Source organism: Niallia sp. HCP3S3_B10, from assembly GCF_052064465.1.
Lineage (GTDB): Bacteria > Bacillota > Bacilli > Bacillales > Cytobacillaceae > Niallia > Niallia hominis.
The window spans coordinates 45,161-61,952 of the sequence record NZ_JBQHVO010000023.1 but is presented as its reverse complement, the minus strand read 5'-3'; the positions used below and the strand labels follow the sequence as shown (position 1 = coordinate 61,952).

Annotated in this window: 13 protein-coding genes; 12 read left to right on the top strand and 1 reads right to left on the bottom strand. The window is 34.7% G+C overall.

From position 1 onward, the window contains the following. The first annotated feature begins 308 nt into the window (after positions 1–308). Positions 309–1,292 (top strand): aldo/keto reductase, encoded by a 984-nt coding sequence (locus ACTNDN_RS11880; RefSeq protein ID WP_251630126.1) that lies wholly within the window; start codon positions 309–311, stop codon positions 1,290–1,292. A gap of 72 nt (positions 1,293–1,364) precedes the next feature. Here ACTNDN_RS11880 and ytvI read toward each other — a convergent pair whose 3' ends face one another. Next, complete coding sequence (gene ytvI / locus ACTNDN_RS11875) at positions 1,365–2,489, bottom strand: sporulation integral membrane protein YtvI (protein WP_031534857.1); 1,125 nt, start codon at positions 2,487–2,489, stop codon at positions 1,365–1,367. Positions 2,490–2,682: 193 nt separating this feature from the next. On the opposite strand from ytvI, the gene ACTNDN_RS11870 reads away from it, so the two are divergent. The 11 genes from ACTNDN_RS11870 to nrdR all read left to right on the top strand — a co-directional run bounded on the left by ACTNDN_RS11870 (position 2,683) and on the right by nrdR (position 16,643). Then, the gene (locus ACTNDN_RS11870; RefSeq protein WP_031534855.1) at positions 2,683–3,150 is read left to right on the top strand and encodes a DUF441 domain-containing protein; all 468 of its coding nucleotides are present in this window, start codon (positions 2,683–2,685) and stop codon (positions 3,148–3,150) included. Between the two features lie 484 nt (positions 3,151–3,634). Then, positions 3,635–4,750 carry a citrate synthase gene (gene citZ / locus ACTNDN_RS11865; RefSeq protein WP_031534853.1) on the top strand — a complete coding sequence of 372 codons (1,116 nt, stop codon included), beginning with the start codon at positions 3,635–3,637 and terminating at the stop codon, positions 4,748–4,750. A gap of 205 nt (positions 4,751–4,955) precedes the next feature. Next, on the top strand, positions 4,956–6,224 hold the full coding sequence (gene icd / locus ACTNDN_RS11860) for an NADP-dependent isocitrate dehydrogenase (RefSeq protein WP_031534851.1): 1,269 nt from the start codon (positions 4,956–4,958) through the stop codon (positions 6,222–6,224). Between the two features lie 189 nt (positions 6,225–6,413). Beyond that, positions 6,414–7,349, top strand: coding sequence for a malate dehydrogenase (gene mdh, locus ACTNDN_RS11855; protein ID WP_441131280.1), 936 nt, complete (start codon positions 6,414–6,416; stop codon positions 7,347–7,349). 232 nt (positions 7,350–7,581) lie between these two features. After that, positions 7,582–8,298 (top strand): response regulator transcription factor, encoded by a 717-nt coding sequence (locus tag ACTNDN_RS11850; protein ID WP_031534847.1) that lies wholly within the window; start codon positions 7,582–7,584, stop codon positions 8,296–8,298. Beyond that, positions 8,299–10,053 (top strand): two-component system histidine kinase PnpS, encoded by a 1,755-nt coding sequence (gene pnpS / locus ACTNDN_RS11845; RefSeq protein ID WP_284561256.1) that lies wholly within the window; start codon positions 8,299–8,301, stop codon positions 10,051–10,053. 1,018 nt (positions 10,054–11,071) lie between these two features. Next, entirely contained in the window at positions 11,072–13,696 is a 2,625-nt protein-coding gene (gene polA / locus ACTNDN_RS11840; protein ID WP_441131279.1) for a DNA polymerase I, read from the top strand. Positions 13,697–13,771: 75 nt separating this feature from the next. Next, entirely contained in the window at positions 13,772–14,617 is an 846-nt protein-coding gene (gene mutM, locus ACTNDN_RS11835) for a DNA-formamidopyrimidine glycosylase (RefSeq protein ID WP_284561257.1), read from the top strand. Between the two features lie 59 nt (positions 14,618–14,676). Further along, positions 14,677–15,312 (top strand): sporulation membrane protein YtaF, encoded by a 636-nt coding sequence (ytaF, locus tag ACTNDN_RS11830; protein ID WP_031534840.1) that lies wholly within the window; start codon positions 14,677–14,679, stop codon positions 15,310–15,312. 161 nt (positions 15,313–15,473) lie between these two features. Then, the gene (gene coaE / locus ACTNDN_RS11825; protein ID WP_031534838.1) at positions 15,474–16,079 is read left to right on the top strand and encodes a dephospho-CoA kinase; all 606 of its coding nucleotides are present in this window, start codon (positions 15,474–15,476) and stop codon (positions 16,077–16,079) included. A 108-nt stretch (positions 16,080–16,187) separates the two neighbouring features. After that, the gene (gene nrdR, locus ACTNDN_RS11820) at positions 16,188–16,643 is read left to right on the top strand and encodes a transcriptional regulator NrdR (protein WP_031534836.1); all 456 of its coding nucleotides are present in this window, start codon (positions 16,188–16,190) and stop codon (positions 16,641–16,643) included. The last annotated feature ends 149 nt before the right edge of the window (positions 16,644–16,792 follow it).

Here is a 16,792-nt window from a genome sequence, read left to right as displayed (position 1 = left end):
ACTACCGCGCTTGCGTTTGGTTGGCGGTCTAACGACCACCAACCAAACCAGAGGGTAAATTATTTTCTACCCACAAACATTTTACTCATACAGAATTTGTTTATAGTCTTTTAAGAAAAATCCAAGAGGATGTATAGAAAGTTAGTTTATTTAATATACAAACTTAGGGTTGGTTGTTATAATTTCTCTAAGAGCACTTATTTTTTAGAAATAGGAGAAGTACTGTATAGCTACCGCTTCCTTTATAATAGAATAAGGCTCAATAAATATTTGCGTAAGTATTCATAGCTAATGGAGGTGCTCACAAATTGAATTACAGAGATTTAGGAAACACAGGACTAAAAATCAGTGAAGTAAGTTTCGGTACATGGGCAATTGGTGGTTCATGGGGAAAGGTTGATGACAGTGAAGCATTAAAATCCTTAGACTTGGCGATTGAAAAAGGGGTAAACTTTTTTGATACAGCTGATGTTTATGGTGAAGGACATAGTGAAGAATTACTTGCAAAGGCAACGAAGGGAAAAGAGGATCAAATTCATATTGCGACTAAATTTTGTCGTGGCGGCGATATTTTTGCAAAGGAAACATACTCTTTGGAAAGTGTTCGCAAATATTGTGAAAATAGCTTAAAACGACTAAATAGAGAAGCAATTGATTTATATCAAATCCATTGTCCGCCAACAGATATTTTAAAAGGAGGTCAAGTATTTGAAGTACTTGATAAATTGCAGCAAGAAGGAAAAATTCGCAACTATGGGGTAAGTGTTGAAACAGTGGAAGAGGGGCTAATATGTTTGCAAAATCCAAATGTAAAAGCTTTACAAGTAATATTTAATATTTTTCGTCAAAAACCACTGGAGGAATTGATTCCTGAAGCCGAGAAAAAGGGTGTCGGAATTCTTGTTCGACTTCCGTTGGCAAGTGGATTACTTACTGGGAAATTCACGAAAGCGCATACTTTCGCTGAAGATGATCATCGAAAGTTTAATGAAAATGGAGAAGCTTTTAATGTAGGGGAAACATTTGCAGGTCTTGGCTTTGCAAAAGGTGTAGAGTTAGTGGATGAACTATCTTGGATTGCAAATGGTCGAGAGTCAATGGCTACAGCTGCATTACGATGGATCTTGGATCAACAAGGGATATCTTGTGTAATCCCTGGATTTAAAAATCGTCAGCAAATTGTTGAAAACTTAAAGGCTTTAGAAGAAAAAACATTTCATACCGAGGAATTACAAACTTTAAGAACTTTTTATGAAGAAAAAGTTAAAAATGCCATTCGAGGGCCTTACTAAATACTAAAGACAAGTTTGCAAAGAAAAAGAGCTGTGAATCATTTGATATTCACGGCTCTTTTTTCAGTTCCCTTATTTTGGTATCTCACTTTCCCCTTTAATAAATCTCCAGATGTCATGAAATACATTTACTCTATGTAAGGTAGTGATAATGACGAGAGAGACTGGACCAATGATCAGGCCAATAAAACCAAAAAGCTTGAAACCAACAAACAAGGAAATTAATGTTGCTAATGGGTCTAACCCAATGTTAGATGAGAGAATTTTTGGCTCCATAATTTGTCGTTGGACAAGCACGATAGTATAAAGCACGGATAACCCAATTGCGAGGACAATTTGCCCTGTGATAATTTCATAAATAATCCAAGGAACAAATATTAATCCTGTACCTAAATAGGGGATAATATCTACTATTCCAGTTAATAGCGCTATCGTAATAGCATAATCTACTCGGAGGATTAATAGGCCGATTAAAATAATAACGGTTGTGATGGAAACAAGTGTTAATTGAGCTTTTAAAAATCCGAACAACGCTTTCTTTAATTCAAAGAATACAGTTTTTCCACTAATTAGCCATTTAGAAGGAAAGAATTTTCCAAACTTTAAAGATAAACGAACCCAGTCTTTACTAATAAAAAATGTTGCCAATAAAGAAAATATTAGGACACTTGCTGCATTAGGAAACCAGGACAAGATAATGGGAATATTAAGGAAAATAGATTGTAAAAAATCTCCCATAACATTGCCAACTTGTTCACCAACTTTATTTATATTTGACATAATGGTATCCTGTTGGCCTGTTTCGAGATTATCAAAGGTTTGCGATATTTTATTATATAATGGGATGATTTGTCCTGCGAATAAATCTTCTATATATCGAATGATGATATCAATATGTTTTGGTACTACCTCTCCTAAATATGCTGTGCCTGCAACTATTTCTGCGATTAATAATGAAAGTAATCCAGCAAAAACAGATAAAATGAGTAGAATGCTTACAATAACCGCAAAAGCTCTTGGTAATTTACACGTAAATTGCAGGAAATTTACGAGTGGATTCATTAGAAAAGCAATAAGAAAGCCTATAATAAAAGGGTAGGTGACTTTGGATAAATAAAAGATGCTTACAAATAATAGGATGGTAGCAATAAGTACTACCATAAATCGAATCGTACGATACAAATAAGTCAAATTCAACGTTAGTCCTCCCATTTTTAGTATAATAAATAGTGGTCACTTTATTTATTAAGAATAAGAATAGAAATATATTCCTTTTGTCATTCATATTTTCTATACTTATGCTTTTTTAATCGGAAATCCTGCTTTTTATTATAAAATAATAAGTCGGATGGAAAATTTCAGCATAATTTTTTTAAAAGGAGAATTATCCATGTTTTTATTTAGCCAACCATATTTATTTTTATATTTGCTTTTGGCAATTGCACTTGTTGCCAAAAACAATTCTTTAATTATTGCCGTTGTTTTTTTGTTAGTATTAAAACTGATTGGAATAGATAATAAGCTTTTTTCTTTGATTCAATCTAAAGGAATTAATTGGGGAGTAACGATTATTACTATTGCTGTTCTTGTACCAATTGCAACAGGAGATATTGGCTTTAAAGATCTATCTGCAACATTTAAATCACCTTATGCTTGGATTGCGCTGATTTCTGGAATTATGGTAGCATTACTAGCAAAAGGCGGAGTAAATTTATTAGCCGATTCTCCTGAGATTACGACAGCGCTGGTTCTTGGGACTATTTTGTCTGTGGCTGTCTTTAATGGGGTAGCAGTAGGACCGTTAATTGGAGCAGGAATAGCTTATGCTGCAATTAAAGTGGTAGAGTGGATAACATAATCCACTCTACCGGCAGACAGTTGATTGGGATTTATGGTATAATTCAAGAATAAAAGAATATAGTGTAAAAGGGAATCAGAAAAAAATTTTTTTACTATATCTACAGTTTTTAAGTATAAAATATGAGACATTTTAACGTTTTTTGTTTATAATGAGTATGTAGTTACAATTATCTCATCTATAAGTACCAAAATCGTTTATTTTTTTATTTGAAAATGTAAGCATTTTCAAATATAGAATACTCACTTTAATGTTTAACGAAAAAACTCCCCCATCTTTTTTAAAATAAATCCGGATTACATTTTTAATTGATTTTTAGGTACATATTCAGTTAATCTAACAAAATAGTGAACATTTACTTTAGAGTGTATTCCATTGCTTTGGTTTTACAGATTTTAACAATATTGGTAACTACGATAGATACAATATGGGAGTTTGAAAGATTTGTACTACTAAAAAGAAAAAGTGTGAAGGAGAGATATGTATGGCTGTTACAAAAGGGCTTGAGGGGATTATTGCTACAACATCTTCTATCAGTTCCATTATAGATGATTCACTCGCTTATGTTGGTTATGATATTGATGTGTTAGCAGAGAATTCCAGTTTTGAAGAAGTTGTATATTTATTATGGCATCAAAAGCTACCAAATGATAGCGAATTGGCAGAACTAAAACAAGAATTAGCAGATAATGCTGAATTACCTATCTCTTTGATTGAACAAATGAAACTAATCCCGTTAGATAAGGTACACCCAATGGCTGTACTTCGCTCAAGTGTATCTTTATTAGGAGCTTATGATGAAAGCGCAGATAGCATGGATTCTGAATCAAACTATTTCAAGGCTGTAAGGCTTCAAGCGAAAATTCCAACTATCGTAACAGCTTTTTCAAGGTTAAGGAAAGGGCTTGATCCAATTTCTCCAAGAAAGGATTTAGGATTTGCCGCTAATTTCCTTTATATGCTAACTGGAAAGGAACCTGAAGCAATTGCGATAGAGGCTTTTAATAAAGCACTTGTTCTTCATGCAGATCATGAGTTAAATGCCTCAACTTTTACAGCTAGAGTATGTGTCGCTACTTTATCGGATGTATACTCAGGGGTTACGTCGGCAATTGGTGCGTTAAAAGGGCCACTTCATGGTGGGGCGAACGAAGCTGTTATGAAGATGTTGAAAGAAATCGGAAGTATCGAAAATGTAGAGCCATATATTAGAGAAAAGATGGCGAAAAAAGAAAAGATAATGGGATTTGGTCATCGTGTATATCGAAAGGGCGATCCTCGTGCGAAGCATTTAAAGGAAATGGCAAGAAAATTAACGCAGTTAACAGGGGAGCCTCAACTATATGATATGAGTATTAAAATTGAGAGCCTGTTAAAAGAAGAAAAAAATCTAGTGCCAAATGTAGACTTCTTTTCTGCATCTGTTTATCATAGTTTAGGTATTGACCATGATTTATTTACGCCAATTTTTGCTGTAAGCAGGGTTTCAGGTTGGCTTGCTCACATTCTTGAGCAGTATGAGAATAATCGTCTTATTAGACCAAGAGCAGATTATGTTGGTCCTGAACGCTTAGAATATGTACCAGTTCATCAACGTTAAAAAGGATATAATTCCCCATAGAGTAAAAGGATGATATATACTTAGTGTTGTAGAGTTTAATAAAAGGATTAACGTTTACTTAATTTTATTCGTCAGAATAGTAAATATAATCAGCTTTTATAAGCTTGTTATAATAAATTATTTCATTCTTTTTCCAATTGATTGCATTGGAAAAGGAAACTATTTTTTACGGAGGGATAGAAGCATGCAAGGAGAAAAAATTACAGTAGTAGATGGAGTATTAAATGTACCAGCAAATCCAATTGTTCCTTATATTGAAGGAGATGGAATTGGCCCAGATATTTGGGCAGCGTCATCAAGAGTAATAGATGCTGCTGTTGAAAAAGCATACAATGGAGAAAAGAAAATTGTTTGGAAAGAAGTGTTAGCTGGGGAAAAAGCATTTAATGAAACTGGAGAATGGTTACCTTCTGAAACATTAGATGTTATTAAAGAATATTTAATTGCTATTAAAGGACCATTAACTACACCAGTTGGCGGAGGTATTCGTTCTTTAAACGTTGCTCTACGCCAAGAATTAGATCTTTTTGTTTGTTTACGCCCAGTAAGATGGTTTGAAGGCGTACCATCTCCAGTAAAAAGACCTCAAGATACAGATATGGTTATCTTCCGTGAAAATACAGAAGATATTTATGCTGGAATTGAGTATGAAAAAGGTTCTGAGGCTGTTTCTAAATTAATTAACTTTTTACAACAAGAAATGGGAGTTAATAAAATTAGATTTCCTGAAACATCTGGAATTGGAATTAAACCAGTTTCTGAAGAAGGAACAAGCCGTTTAGTAAGAGCTGCGATTAATTATGCGATTAAAGAAGGTCGTAAATCTGTAACTCTAGTACATAAAGGTAATATTATGAAATATACAGAAGGTGCATTTAAAAACTGGGGTTATGAGTTAGCAGAAAAAGAATTTGGGGAAAAAGTATTTACTTGGGCTCAATATGATCGTATCAAAGAAGAGCAAGGATCTGATGCTGCTAATAAAGCACAGGCAGAGGCAGAAGCAGCAGGAAAGATTATTATCAAAGATTCTATTGCAGATATCTTCCTTCAACAAATTCTTACTCGTCCAAAAGAGTTTGATGTAGTGGCGACAATGAACCTAAATGGGGATTATATCTCTGATGCATTAGCGGCACAGGTTGGTGGAATCGGTATTGCACCTGGTGCAAATATAAATTATGAAACAGGCCATGCAATTTTTGAAGCAACACATGGAACTGCTCCAAAATATGCTGGTTTAGATAAAGTAAATCCATCTTCTGTTATTCTCTCAGGGGTTCTAATGCTTGAACATTTAGGATGGACAGAAGCAGCACAATTAGTAATTCAATCTGTGGAAAATACAATTGCTTCTAAAGTTGTTACCTATGACTTTGCTCGTTTGATGGAGGGCGCAACGGAAGTGAAATGCTCAGAATTCGGTGATGAATTAATTAAGAACATGGGTTAATAACAAATAGAAGAAGAGATAGTCTCATCTCTTCTTCCTTTTTGTCTAAAATAGCAGTTTGGTGTATTGGATTAGAATGGGATAAGCTAATATGAAATAGTGTTACTAGATTTGAGTAAAAGGGGACTCTGCCTAGTAAATTGCCTATTAGTGGCTCATGCATTCTTGGTCTAATAAGGGGGATATTATATGGTTAAGCGCAAGAAAATTTCAATCATTGGTGGTGGATTTACGGGATCCACAACAGCATTTCTACTTGCTCAAAAAGAGCTTGGAGATATTGTTTTATTAGATGTTCCGCGAAATGAAAATGCAACTAAAGGTAAAGCCTTAGATATGTTTGAAGCGAGTCCTGTACAAGGGTTTGATGCAAATATTATTGGAACATCCGATTATAAGGATACTGCAGATTCTGATATTGTCATTATTACAGCTGGTATGGCAAGAAAACCAGGTATGAGTAGAGATGATCTTGTACAGACAAATCAATCCATTATGATATCAGTAACGAGGGAAATAGTGAAATATTCCCCTAATTGTATCATTATTGTACTTACGAATCCTGTTGATGCAATGACTTATACAGTCTATAAGGAATCAGGTTTTCCGAAAAATAGGGTTATTGGTCAGTCAGGTGTCTTAGATACCGCTCGTTTTCGAAGCTTTGTTGCGATGGAGCTAAACCTTTCTGTTAAAGATATTACAGGAATTGTATTAGGAGGACACGGAGATGATATGGTTCCGCTTATACGCTATTCGTATGCAGGTGGAATCCCGTTAGAATCGCTCATTCCGAAGCATAGATTGGAAGAGATTATTGAAAGAACAAGAAATGGTGGTGCCGAAATCGTAAATCTACTTGGGAATGGAAGCGCTTATTATGCTCCGGCGGCTTCATTAGTGGATATGTGTGAGGCAATTATGAAAAGTCAAAGACGAGTTCTTCCAACCATTGCTTATTTAGAAGGAGAGTACGGGTATAACGATCTTTATCTAGGTGTCCCTACGATTTTGGGCGGTAATGGAATCGAACAAATTATAGAACTTGATTTAACAGAAGATGAAAAAGCAGCATTAGAAAAATCTGTTCATTCCGTTCGTCATGTAATGACAGTATTAAATTGAATAAATGAGAAAAATCGGTCGAACATAAAAGTTAGCCGATTTTTTTATGGAATTAATTAAGTTACAAGCCTAGTTTTTCTAATAGTATCATTGTTATAGCCTGCGCGTTTAAATCAATACTTCCTTTTGGAAATAGTAACGAAATGTTTTTTCCATTTTCGCTACACAATATATTATAATGTAAATAGGTATAAGGGGACTTAAGGGGAATTAACATATTTGGAGGCTGTATATGAAGAAAAAGGTATTAGTTGTAGATGATGAACAATCTATCGTAACTTTACTAAAGTATAATTTGCAACAGGCGGGGTATGATGTATTGACTGCCATGGACGGAGAAGAAGGATTGAATCTAGCTTTAACTGCTAATCCAGATGTCATCCTACTTGATTTAATGTTGCCAAAAAAAGATGGGATGGATGTTTGTAAAGAACTACGCCAACAGAAAGTGTTAACTCCTATATTAATGTTAACAGCAAAAGATGATGAGTTCGATAAAGTATTAGGACTTGAGCTTGGTGCAGATGATTATATGACCAAACCTTTTAGTCCGAGAGAGGTTATCGCCCGTATAAAAGCTGTTTTAAGAAGAACTCAGATGCAAGTGCCAACATCATCTAATGAAGTAAACACAGATGAGGATGAAGGTATTAAAATTGCAGAGTTGAAAGTCCTTCCTAATTATTATGAAGCCTATTTTAAAGGGGAATTATTAGAATTAACGCCTAAAGAATTTGAGCTATTATTATATCTTGTAAAAAACAAAGGCAGAGTTTTAACAAGAGACCAGCTGTTAAGTGCAGTTTGGAACTATGACTTTGTAGGCGATACAAGAATTGTAGATGTACATATTAGTCATTTACGAGAGAAAATTGAAGAAAATACAAAAAAACCTATATATATTAAAACAATTCGTGGTTTAGGCTATAAATTAGAGGAACCAAAGTAAATGAAGAGTTTTAAATCCCGATTAATGGCTAGTGTTTTATTTACTATTTTTATCGTGTTTTTATTTGTTGCTATTTTTATTGAGTCTTATAATAAGAAAACCTTTATGGATTCTTTTGATCACCGCCTAGAAAGAGAAGCTACATTAATAGCAAATCAAATAATGAATAACGGTAGGATTTTAAAAGTTAATAATGATTTAATAATCGAATATAGCGAAGCATTAGAGTTACAGATTACGATTATTAATGAATCTGGCGAGATATTGTTCAATGTGGGAGAGCTGCAGACAGATGAAGAATATGAAAATCAAATGCAGGCTTTGTTATTAAATGAAAAAGTAAATGCCGTTGCGATTGATGGTAACCCTAACTTTCATTTTTACCAACTGGAGCTTTCTGATGAAGAAGGCGGCCAAGGTTATTTGCTAATAGGGGCAAAAGTAGACGAGATAGAAAATGCATACCAACATATCAATTGGATTATTTTTTCTTCGTTTGTATTTTCATTCATAGTAATTTATCTAGTTGGTTATAAATTAATTTATCGTTACACAAGGCCAATTGAGTCGGCTACCAAAGTTGCTGTTGATTTGGCAAATGGCAATTATCATGCTAGAACATATGAAGATCGAGTAGATGAGACAGGGATTCTTAGTTCTTCTCTTAATAAGGTTGCCAAAGATATGCAAGAAATGGTAAAAGCACAAGAAATACAAGAAGATCGTTTAGGTACTTTGATTGAGAGTATTAGTAGTGGCCTTCTTTTAATAGATAGCAGAGGGTATATTAATTTAATCAATAAATCCTATAAAGATATTTTCTCTGTTCGTTCAGCTGACTATCTTTATAAACAATATTATAAAGTTATTCCATATAGACAAGTTACAGATCTTGCGGAAGAAATTTTTATGACAGAACATAAAGTTATTCGAGACATGACACTTGAAATTAAAAATGAGAAAAAGAGCTTTCAGGTTTATGGAGTTCCCATTATTGGGACAAATGATAGGTGGATGGGGATTTTGCTCGTTTTTAATGATATTACGGAGTTGAAGAAGCTAGAACAAGTTCGGAAAGACTTTGTAGCCAATGTTTCACACGAGTTAAAAACGCCTATTACTTCTATTAAGGGATTTTCTGAAACACTTCTTGATGGGGCGATGGAAGATAAAGAGACGCTGGAAGAATTTTTGCGAATTATTTTAAAAGAGAGCCATCGATTACAGACTTTAATTCAAGATCTTCTAGATTTATCAAAATTAGAACAACATCACTTCTCTTTAAATAAAGACGAGTTTAATTTGGTGGAAATTTTAAATAAGGCAACAAAAATGCTAGAAGGTCGAGCAGAGGCGAAAAATATAAAACTGAAATTTCCTCAATCAAATGAAATTATCCAGATTCAAGGAGATAGAAGTCGGTTAACTCAAGTCTTTTTAAATTTAATCACAAATGCTGTGATTTATACTCCAAACGATGGCGAAATCAACGTCTATGTTGTGGAAAAGAAAAAGAAAATTGAAGTTAGAATTCAAGATACAGGAATTGGAATCGATTCGGCAGAAATTCCAAGAATATTTGAGCGCTTTTATCGCGTAGATAAAGCAAGAAGTAGAAATTCTGGCGGAACAGGGCTAGGTCTTGCAATTGTTAAGCATTTAGTTGAATTACATAGAGGAACGATTCATGTGGAAAGTGAAATGGGTGTAGGAACTACCTTCACGGTTATTTTGCACAAGGAATTTCCATTTTAAGGACAGGGGATACTGACATCGGTATCCTCTTTTTTCTAAATCTAGCACATTTTCCTATGGTATCAGCGCCAGTTCACACGGCGCTAAACGGTGCCTTCCGCTTTTCACTGTCTAGCTCCAGTCACCAGCGCCAGATGAACTTCACGATTGTCTCTACGATAAGTCAACATCGAATCACTATCGTTCTTCGTGTTTCCTTTATCTCAAGAAAATCGCTCCAGTTCACACGGCGCTAAACGGTGCCTTCCGCTTTTCACTGTCTAGCTTCAGTGCCTATCGGTTAGCAAACTTCCGACTATCTCCCTACGATAAGTCAACATCGACTCACTGCCGTTCCTCGTGTTTCCTTTATCTCAGTCGAGAGTCTCCAGTTTGTACACCGAAAAAACAGGCCCTTCCGCTTTTCATTGTCTAGCTCCAGTCACCAGCGCCAGATGAACTTCACGATTGTCTCTACGATAAGTCAACATCGAATCACTATCGTTCTTCGTGTTTCCTTTATCTCAAGAAAATCGCTCCAGTTCACACGGCGCTAAACGGTGCCTTCCGCTTTTCTCTCTTTACATTGTTTTTACATTTGGTTTATGGTGGGTTTACACTTTGTTGATACAATAATTTGTGAAGTCCCCCTTATCCATTTGGTTAAGGACTTAAGCTGAAAGCTACCCCGCTTTTGGCTTCCCCTGTGTAAAATTAGTCTTGGAAGAGGGAAGAATTGGTTCTCGCTCGTTAGTAGAATAGATAGTTTTCTCCAATTCAAGACCATGTCAATATACCTAAAATGTTTTTATTAAAGTTGTAAAAATAGCAGAGATAGTTGGTAAAAGGTGTTTGTTCCACGTTTATTTCGTCGATGAATGAAATAAATATAAGCGTAGGAAGGAACCTCTTTTTCAGCAATCTCTGCCTTTTTACATTTATGTATATGTCATGTAAAATAAATAGTATTGAGCCATGTAACAATCATCGTTTTTTTTACGAGATAACATAACACATAAATAGGATGGAGGAGGATTTCTTGAAAAAGAAATTAATATTAATAGACGGTAATAGTATTGCCTATCGCGCGTTTTTCGCTTTACCGCTTTTAAATAACGATAAAGGTGTACATACAAATGCTGTTTACGGTTTTACCATGATGTTAATGAAAATTTTAGAAGAAGAGAAGCCAACACATGTTTTAGTAGCCTTTGATGCAGGAAAAACAACTTTCCGACATAAAACATTTAGTGAATATAAGGGAGGGCGTCAGAAGACACCACCAGAATTGTCAGAGCAATTCCCTTATATAAGAGAGCTATTGAAATCCTATGGTATCCATCATTACGAATTAGAAAACTATGAAGCAGATGATATTATTGGAACTCTTTCTCTTCAAGGAGAAAAGGATGGGTTTGAAGTGGTTGTTATTTCTGGTGACAAAGATTTAACACAATTGAGCTCAGATAAGACAACTGTTTATATCACAAGAAAAGGGATAACAGATATGGAATCCTATACGCCTGAACATGTTCAGGAAAAATACGGTCTAACTCCAGATCGTATTATTGATATGAAAGGCTTAATGGGAGATAGTTCAGATAATATTCCTGGTGTTCCTGGGGTAGGAGAAAAAACAGCAATTAAATTGTTGAAGGAATTTGATTCATTAGAAAAATTGGTAGAGTCTATTGACCAAGTAAGTGGTAAGAAGCTGAAAGAAAAGCTAGAAGAATTTAAGGATCAAGCTTTAATGAGCAAAGAACTAGCTACTATTACAAGAAAAGCTCCTCTAACAATAACTTTGGAAGATACAGAATTTCCTGGAATGCAAATAGAAAAGCTAAAAGAAATGTTCAAGGAGCTTGGATTTAACTCTTTACTCGAAAAATTAGGAGAAACACCTGAACAAGAGGAACTAGTGTTAGAAGATATAAATTTTGAAACGGTTGAAAATATTACAGAAGCTATTTTTTCTGATATAAATATAATGTATGTCGAAGTATTGGAGGATAACTATCATTATGCCCCAATCTTAGGTATCTCTTTATTAAATGACACAGGAGCATACTATCTACCGATCAATCAAGCTTTAGTATCGTCTGCTTTCAAAGCATGGGCAGAAGATGAAAACAAAGAAAAGATTGTTTATGATGCTAAAAGATCGGAAGTGTCTTTACGACATCAAGGGATTCATTTAAAAGGAATTACGTTTGATGTTCTTATTGCTGCATATTTAGCAGATCCTTCTGCAACGATTGAAGATGTTGCTTCTGTTGCTAAAAAATATGGCTATCTTAACTTACAATCAGATGAAGCTTTCTATGGAAAAGGAGCAAAAAGAAAGGTTCCAGATCAAGAATTCTTATCTGATCACATCGTAAGAAAAGCATTCGCTATGCAGGCTATACAAGAGAAAATGGAAGATGAATTAAGAAAGAATGACCAAGAAGCACTATTTTATGATTTAGAAATGCCATTAAGCCTAGTGCTAGCTGATATGGAGTCAACGGGAGTGAAAGTGGATGTTGATCGCTTGAAAGCAATGGGAGAAGAGCTTTCCGAAAGACTGAAAGAAATTGAAGGGCGAATTTATGAGCTTGCAGGTGAAACCTTTAATATTAACTCTCCGAAGCAGCTCGGTGTTATTTTATTTGAAAAGCTTGGCTTGCCAGTTGTGAAAAAAACGAAGACAGGATATTCAACCTCTGCTGATGTGTTGGAACAGCTTGCAAGTTCACATGAAGTAATTAGAGAAATCCTTGAATATAGACAGCTTGGTAAATTACAGTCAACCTATATAGAAGGCTTGCAAAAAGTGGTACATAATGGAAGAATTCATACAAGATTTAATCAAGTATTGACACAAACAGGTCGTTTAAGCTCTATTGATCCTAACCTTCAAAATATTCCAATTCGGTTAGAAGAAGGAAGAAAAATTAGACAAGCATTTGTACCGACAGAAAAGGATTGGGTTATTTTTGCTGCTGACTATAGCCAAATCGAGTTACGTGTTCTTGCTCATATTGCCAATGACGAGAAATTAATAGAAGCATTCAGAGAAGACCATGATATCCACACAGAAACAGCTATGTCCGTTTTTCATGTAGAAGCAGATGAGGTCACTTCTAATATGCGAAGACATGCAAAAGCGGTTAACTTTGGAATTGTATATGGTATTAGTGACTATGGGTTATCGCAAAGCTTGCACATTACGAGAAAAGAAGCAGCCAAGTTTATTGAACGCTATTTAGAAAGCTATCCAGGAGTAAGGAGTTATATGGAAGAAATTGTGGCAGATGCAAAACAAAAAGGATATGTCTCAACATTGCTTCATAGAAGAAGGTATTTAGCTGATATCACAAGCAGAAACTTTAATCTTCGAAGCTTTGCCGAGAGAACAGCAATGAATACACCAATACAAGGCAGTGCCGCTGACATTATAAAAAAAGCGATGATTGAAATGGCAAAACGTTTAGAAGAAGAAGGATTACAGGCTAAATTATTATTACAAGTGCACGATGAATTAATCTTTGAGGCTCCAAAAGAAGAAATCGAGAAGTTGAAAGAAATAGTTCCAGATGTAATGGAACATGCAGTTGAATTAAGTGTTCCTTTAAAAGTGGATTACTCTTATGGACCAACTTGGTATGATGCGAAGTAATAAATGATTATTTTATAATATTGGTGAGAAGTAAAGAATCATGAGCAATTTTCTCAAGGAAATGAGGTATATGAGGTGCCAGAATTACCAGAAGTTGAGACGGTACGTAAAACGTTAAAACAATTAACGCAAAATAAAGTAATTAAGGAAGTTGTTGTGTCATGGGCAAAAATGATTAAAAAACCAGAAAATGTAGAAGAGTTTTCCGATGCATTAATTGGTCAAACCATCCTTGATGTAAAAAGACGAGGCAAATTCATTTTAATTGAAACAAATGATTTTACGATTGTTTCGCATTTGCGAATGGAAGGCAAATACGGTGTGTTTCAAGCTGGTGAACCCGTTGATAAACATACCCATGTTATTTTCTTTTTTGAAGATGGTTCTGAATTAAGATATAAGGATGTACGTAAATTTGGAACAATGCATTTATTTAAAAAGGGTGAGGAATTAAATGCCATGCCACTGTCTCAATTAGGTCCTGAACCATTTGATGCTGATTTTACGATTGCTAATTTTACAGAGCGATTATTAAAAACCAGCCGAAGCATAAAAACGGCATTATTGGATCAAAAAATTGTCGTTGGTTTAGGCAATATTTACGTAGATGAAGCATTGTTTCGAAGTGGCATTCATCCAGAGCGATTAGCAAATTCGTTAAAATCTGCCGAAATGGAGAAACTATATAAAGAGATTATTGCTACTTTATCGGAAGCTGTTGAAAAGGGTGGTAGTACGATTCGTTCTTATGTAAACACACAAGGGCAAATAGGAATGTTCCAGCTTGAACTATATGTATATGGCCGAAAAGGGCAAGACTGTAAAGTATGTGGACATACATTAGAAAGAATTATTGTCGGAGGAAGAGGAACTGTTTTTTGTCCTAATTGTCAAAAAAATAAAACAATAAATCTAAATTAACATTGGATGGGCTCTTTCCATATAGTATATTACTATTGATTTGGAAGGAGCTTATCTTTATGGCCCAGGTGTTTTCTCTTTTATTAATAGCAATCGCTGTTAGCATCGATAGCTTTAGTGTTGGGTTTACTTATGGTCTGCGAAAAATGAAAATGCCCTTAAATTCTATCCTTATTATCGCCTGTTGTTCCGGTCTGACACTGCTTACAGCAATGTTGGTAGGTCATGTTATTTCAAGGATATTCTCCCCCTCGTTTGCAGAGAGTTTAGGTGGCATTATATTAATAATATTAGGTGGATGGATTCTTTACCAATATTTTAAGCCAAGCAAGGAAAAGGAAGTATTAACAGAAGAAAAGAATATTATTAATTTTGAAATAAAATCTTTAGGTATCGTTATAAATATATTGAAGAAACCTTTGTCAGCCGACTTTGATAAATCGGGAACAATTACAGGGGTAGAAGCAGTTATGTTAGGCTTTGCTCTGTCTTTAGATGCCTTTGGCGCAGGAATTGGAGCTTCCATGCTAGGACTTCCTCCACTTTTTTTAACACTTTCCGTTATCTTTATGAGTACATCCTTTGTTTCGTTAGGGATTTATCTAGGTAAATTTCTGTCAGAAAAAAGTTATATGGATAAATTTTCTTTTATCCCAGGGATTATTTTAATTATTATTGGGATATTTAAACTCTAAATCGCTTGAAAAAATTAGCGAATAGGTTATATTTTCTAAGGTGGTGACCCTCCTTGGCGAATCGCCTTAGGAATTTCACCTATCTATTGCTTTATATATTTACAAAAGTGTTTGTTCATTTAATTTTGTTACATACTAAATTTAATAAGGCAGGTATTGTCATGACATTAATAGTAGGCTTAACAGGGGGGATTGCGAGCGGCAAATCGACAATATCCTCCTATTATCAATCATTGCATATTCCGATTATTGACGCTGATATCGAGTCTAGATTAGCTGTTGAAATAGGAGAACCAGCATATGTAGAAATTGTTGCTCATTTTGGTAAGGATATTCTTCATCAAGATGGTACTTTAAATCGCCAAAAGCTTGGAGAAATTATTTTTTCGAATGAAGGGGAACGGGATGTGCTTAATAGTATCGTTCATCCTGATGTAAGAAGGAGAATGGATGAAAAGCAAAGACAAGCCGTTAAGATGGGCGAAAAAATCGTAATTTTAGATATCCCATTACTATTTGAAAATAAATTAAACACAATGGTTGATCGAACTATTTTAGTATATGTAGATCGAGATATCCAAATAGCAAGGTTAAGGAACAGAAATAATTTAAGCTATGAGCAGGCAGTTAATAGAATAAATGCGCAGATGCCTTTGCTGGAGAAAAAAGCTCTTGCTGATGAAGTAATTAATAATAATGGGACAATCGAAAATTCATTACAGCAAGCGAAGAATATTTTGGAAAAGTGGCATGTTTTTCCTATCTGACATTAGGTTATAGGTGAAATTTAATATAATTACTTGTACAAGCCTTTAATTTTATATAATATGAAGATAAGTATATACATGGAACAAAGAATTCGGAGCTGATATGAAATGAGATGTCCTACCTGTCAACATAATAACACCCGTGTTCTTGATTCACGACCAGTTGATGAATATAAATCGATTCGTAGAAGAAGAGAGTGTGAAGCCTGTGGCAATCGATTTACAACTTTTGAAAAAGTAGAAGAGATTCCTTTGATTGTAGTGAAGAAAGAAGGAACACGTGAAGAATTTAGTAAGGATAAAATATTGCGTGGTTTAATTAGAGCATGTGAGAAGAGACCGGTTGCATTAAAACAACTGGAGGAAATTACTGCAGAAGTAGAGAAAGAGCTTCGAAGTAATGTTGCCTCAGAGATAAAGAGTGAAATAATTGGAGAAATGGTAATGGATCGCTTAGCAAAAGTTGACGAAGTGGCATATGTACGGTTTGCTTCTGTTTATCGCCAGTTTAAAGATATAAATGTGTTTATTGACGAACTTAAAGAATTAATCAAAAAAGACTAGCGAATTTTATCCCTCTCTATACGGACCATAAGACTCTCTCCTTTTGCTTAGGAGAATACGAGGAGTAAAGTTGGGAGATTGTTGTCCATAAAGATCCGATTGGTTCAACTATGGATGGGGGGAAAAACTCATTAATGAGTTTCACTTTA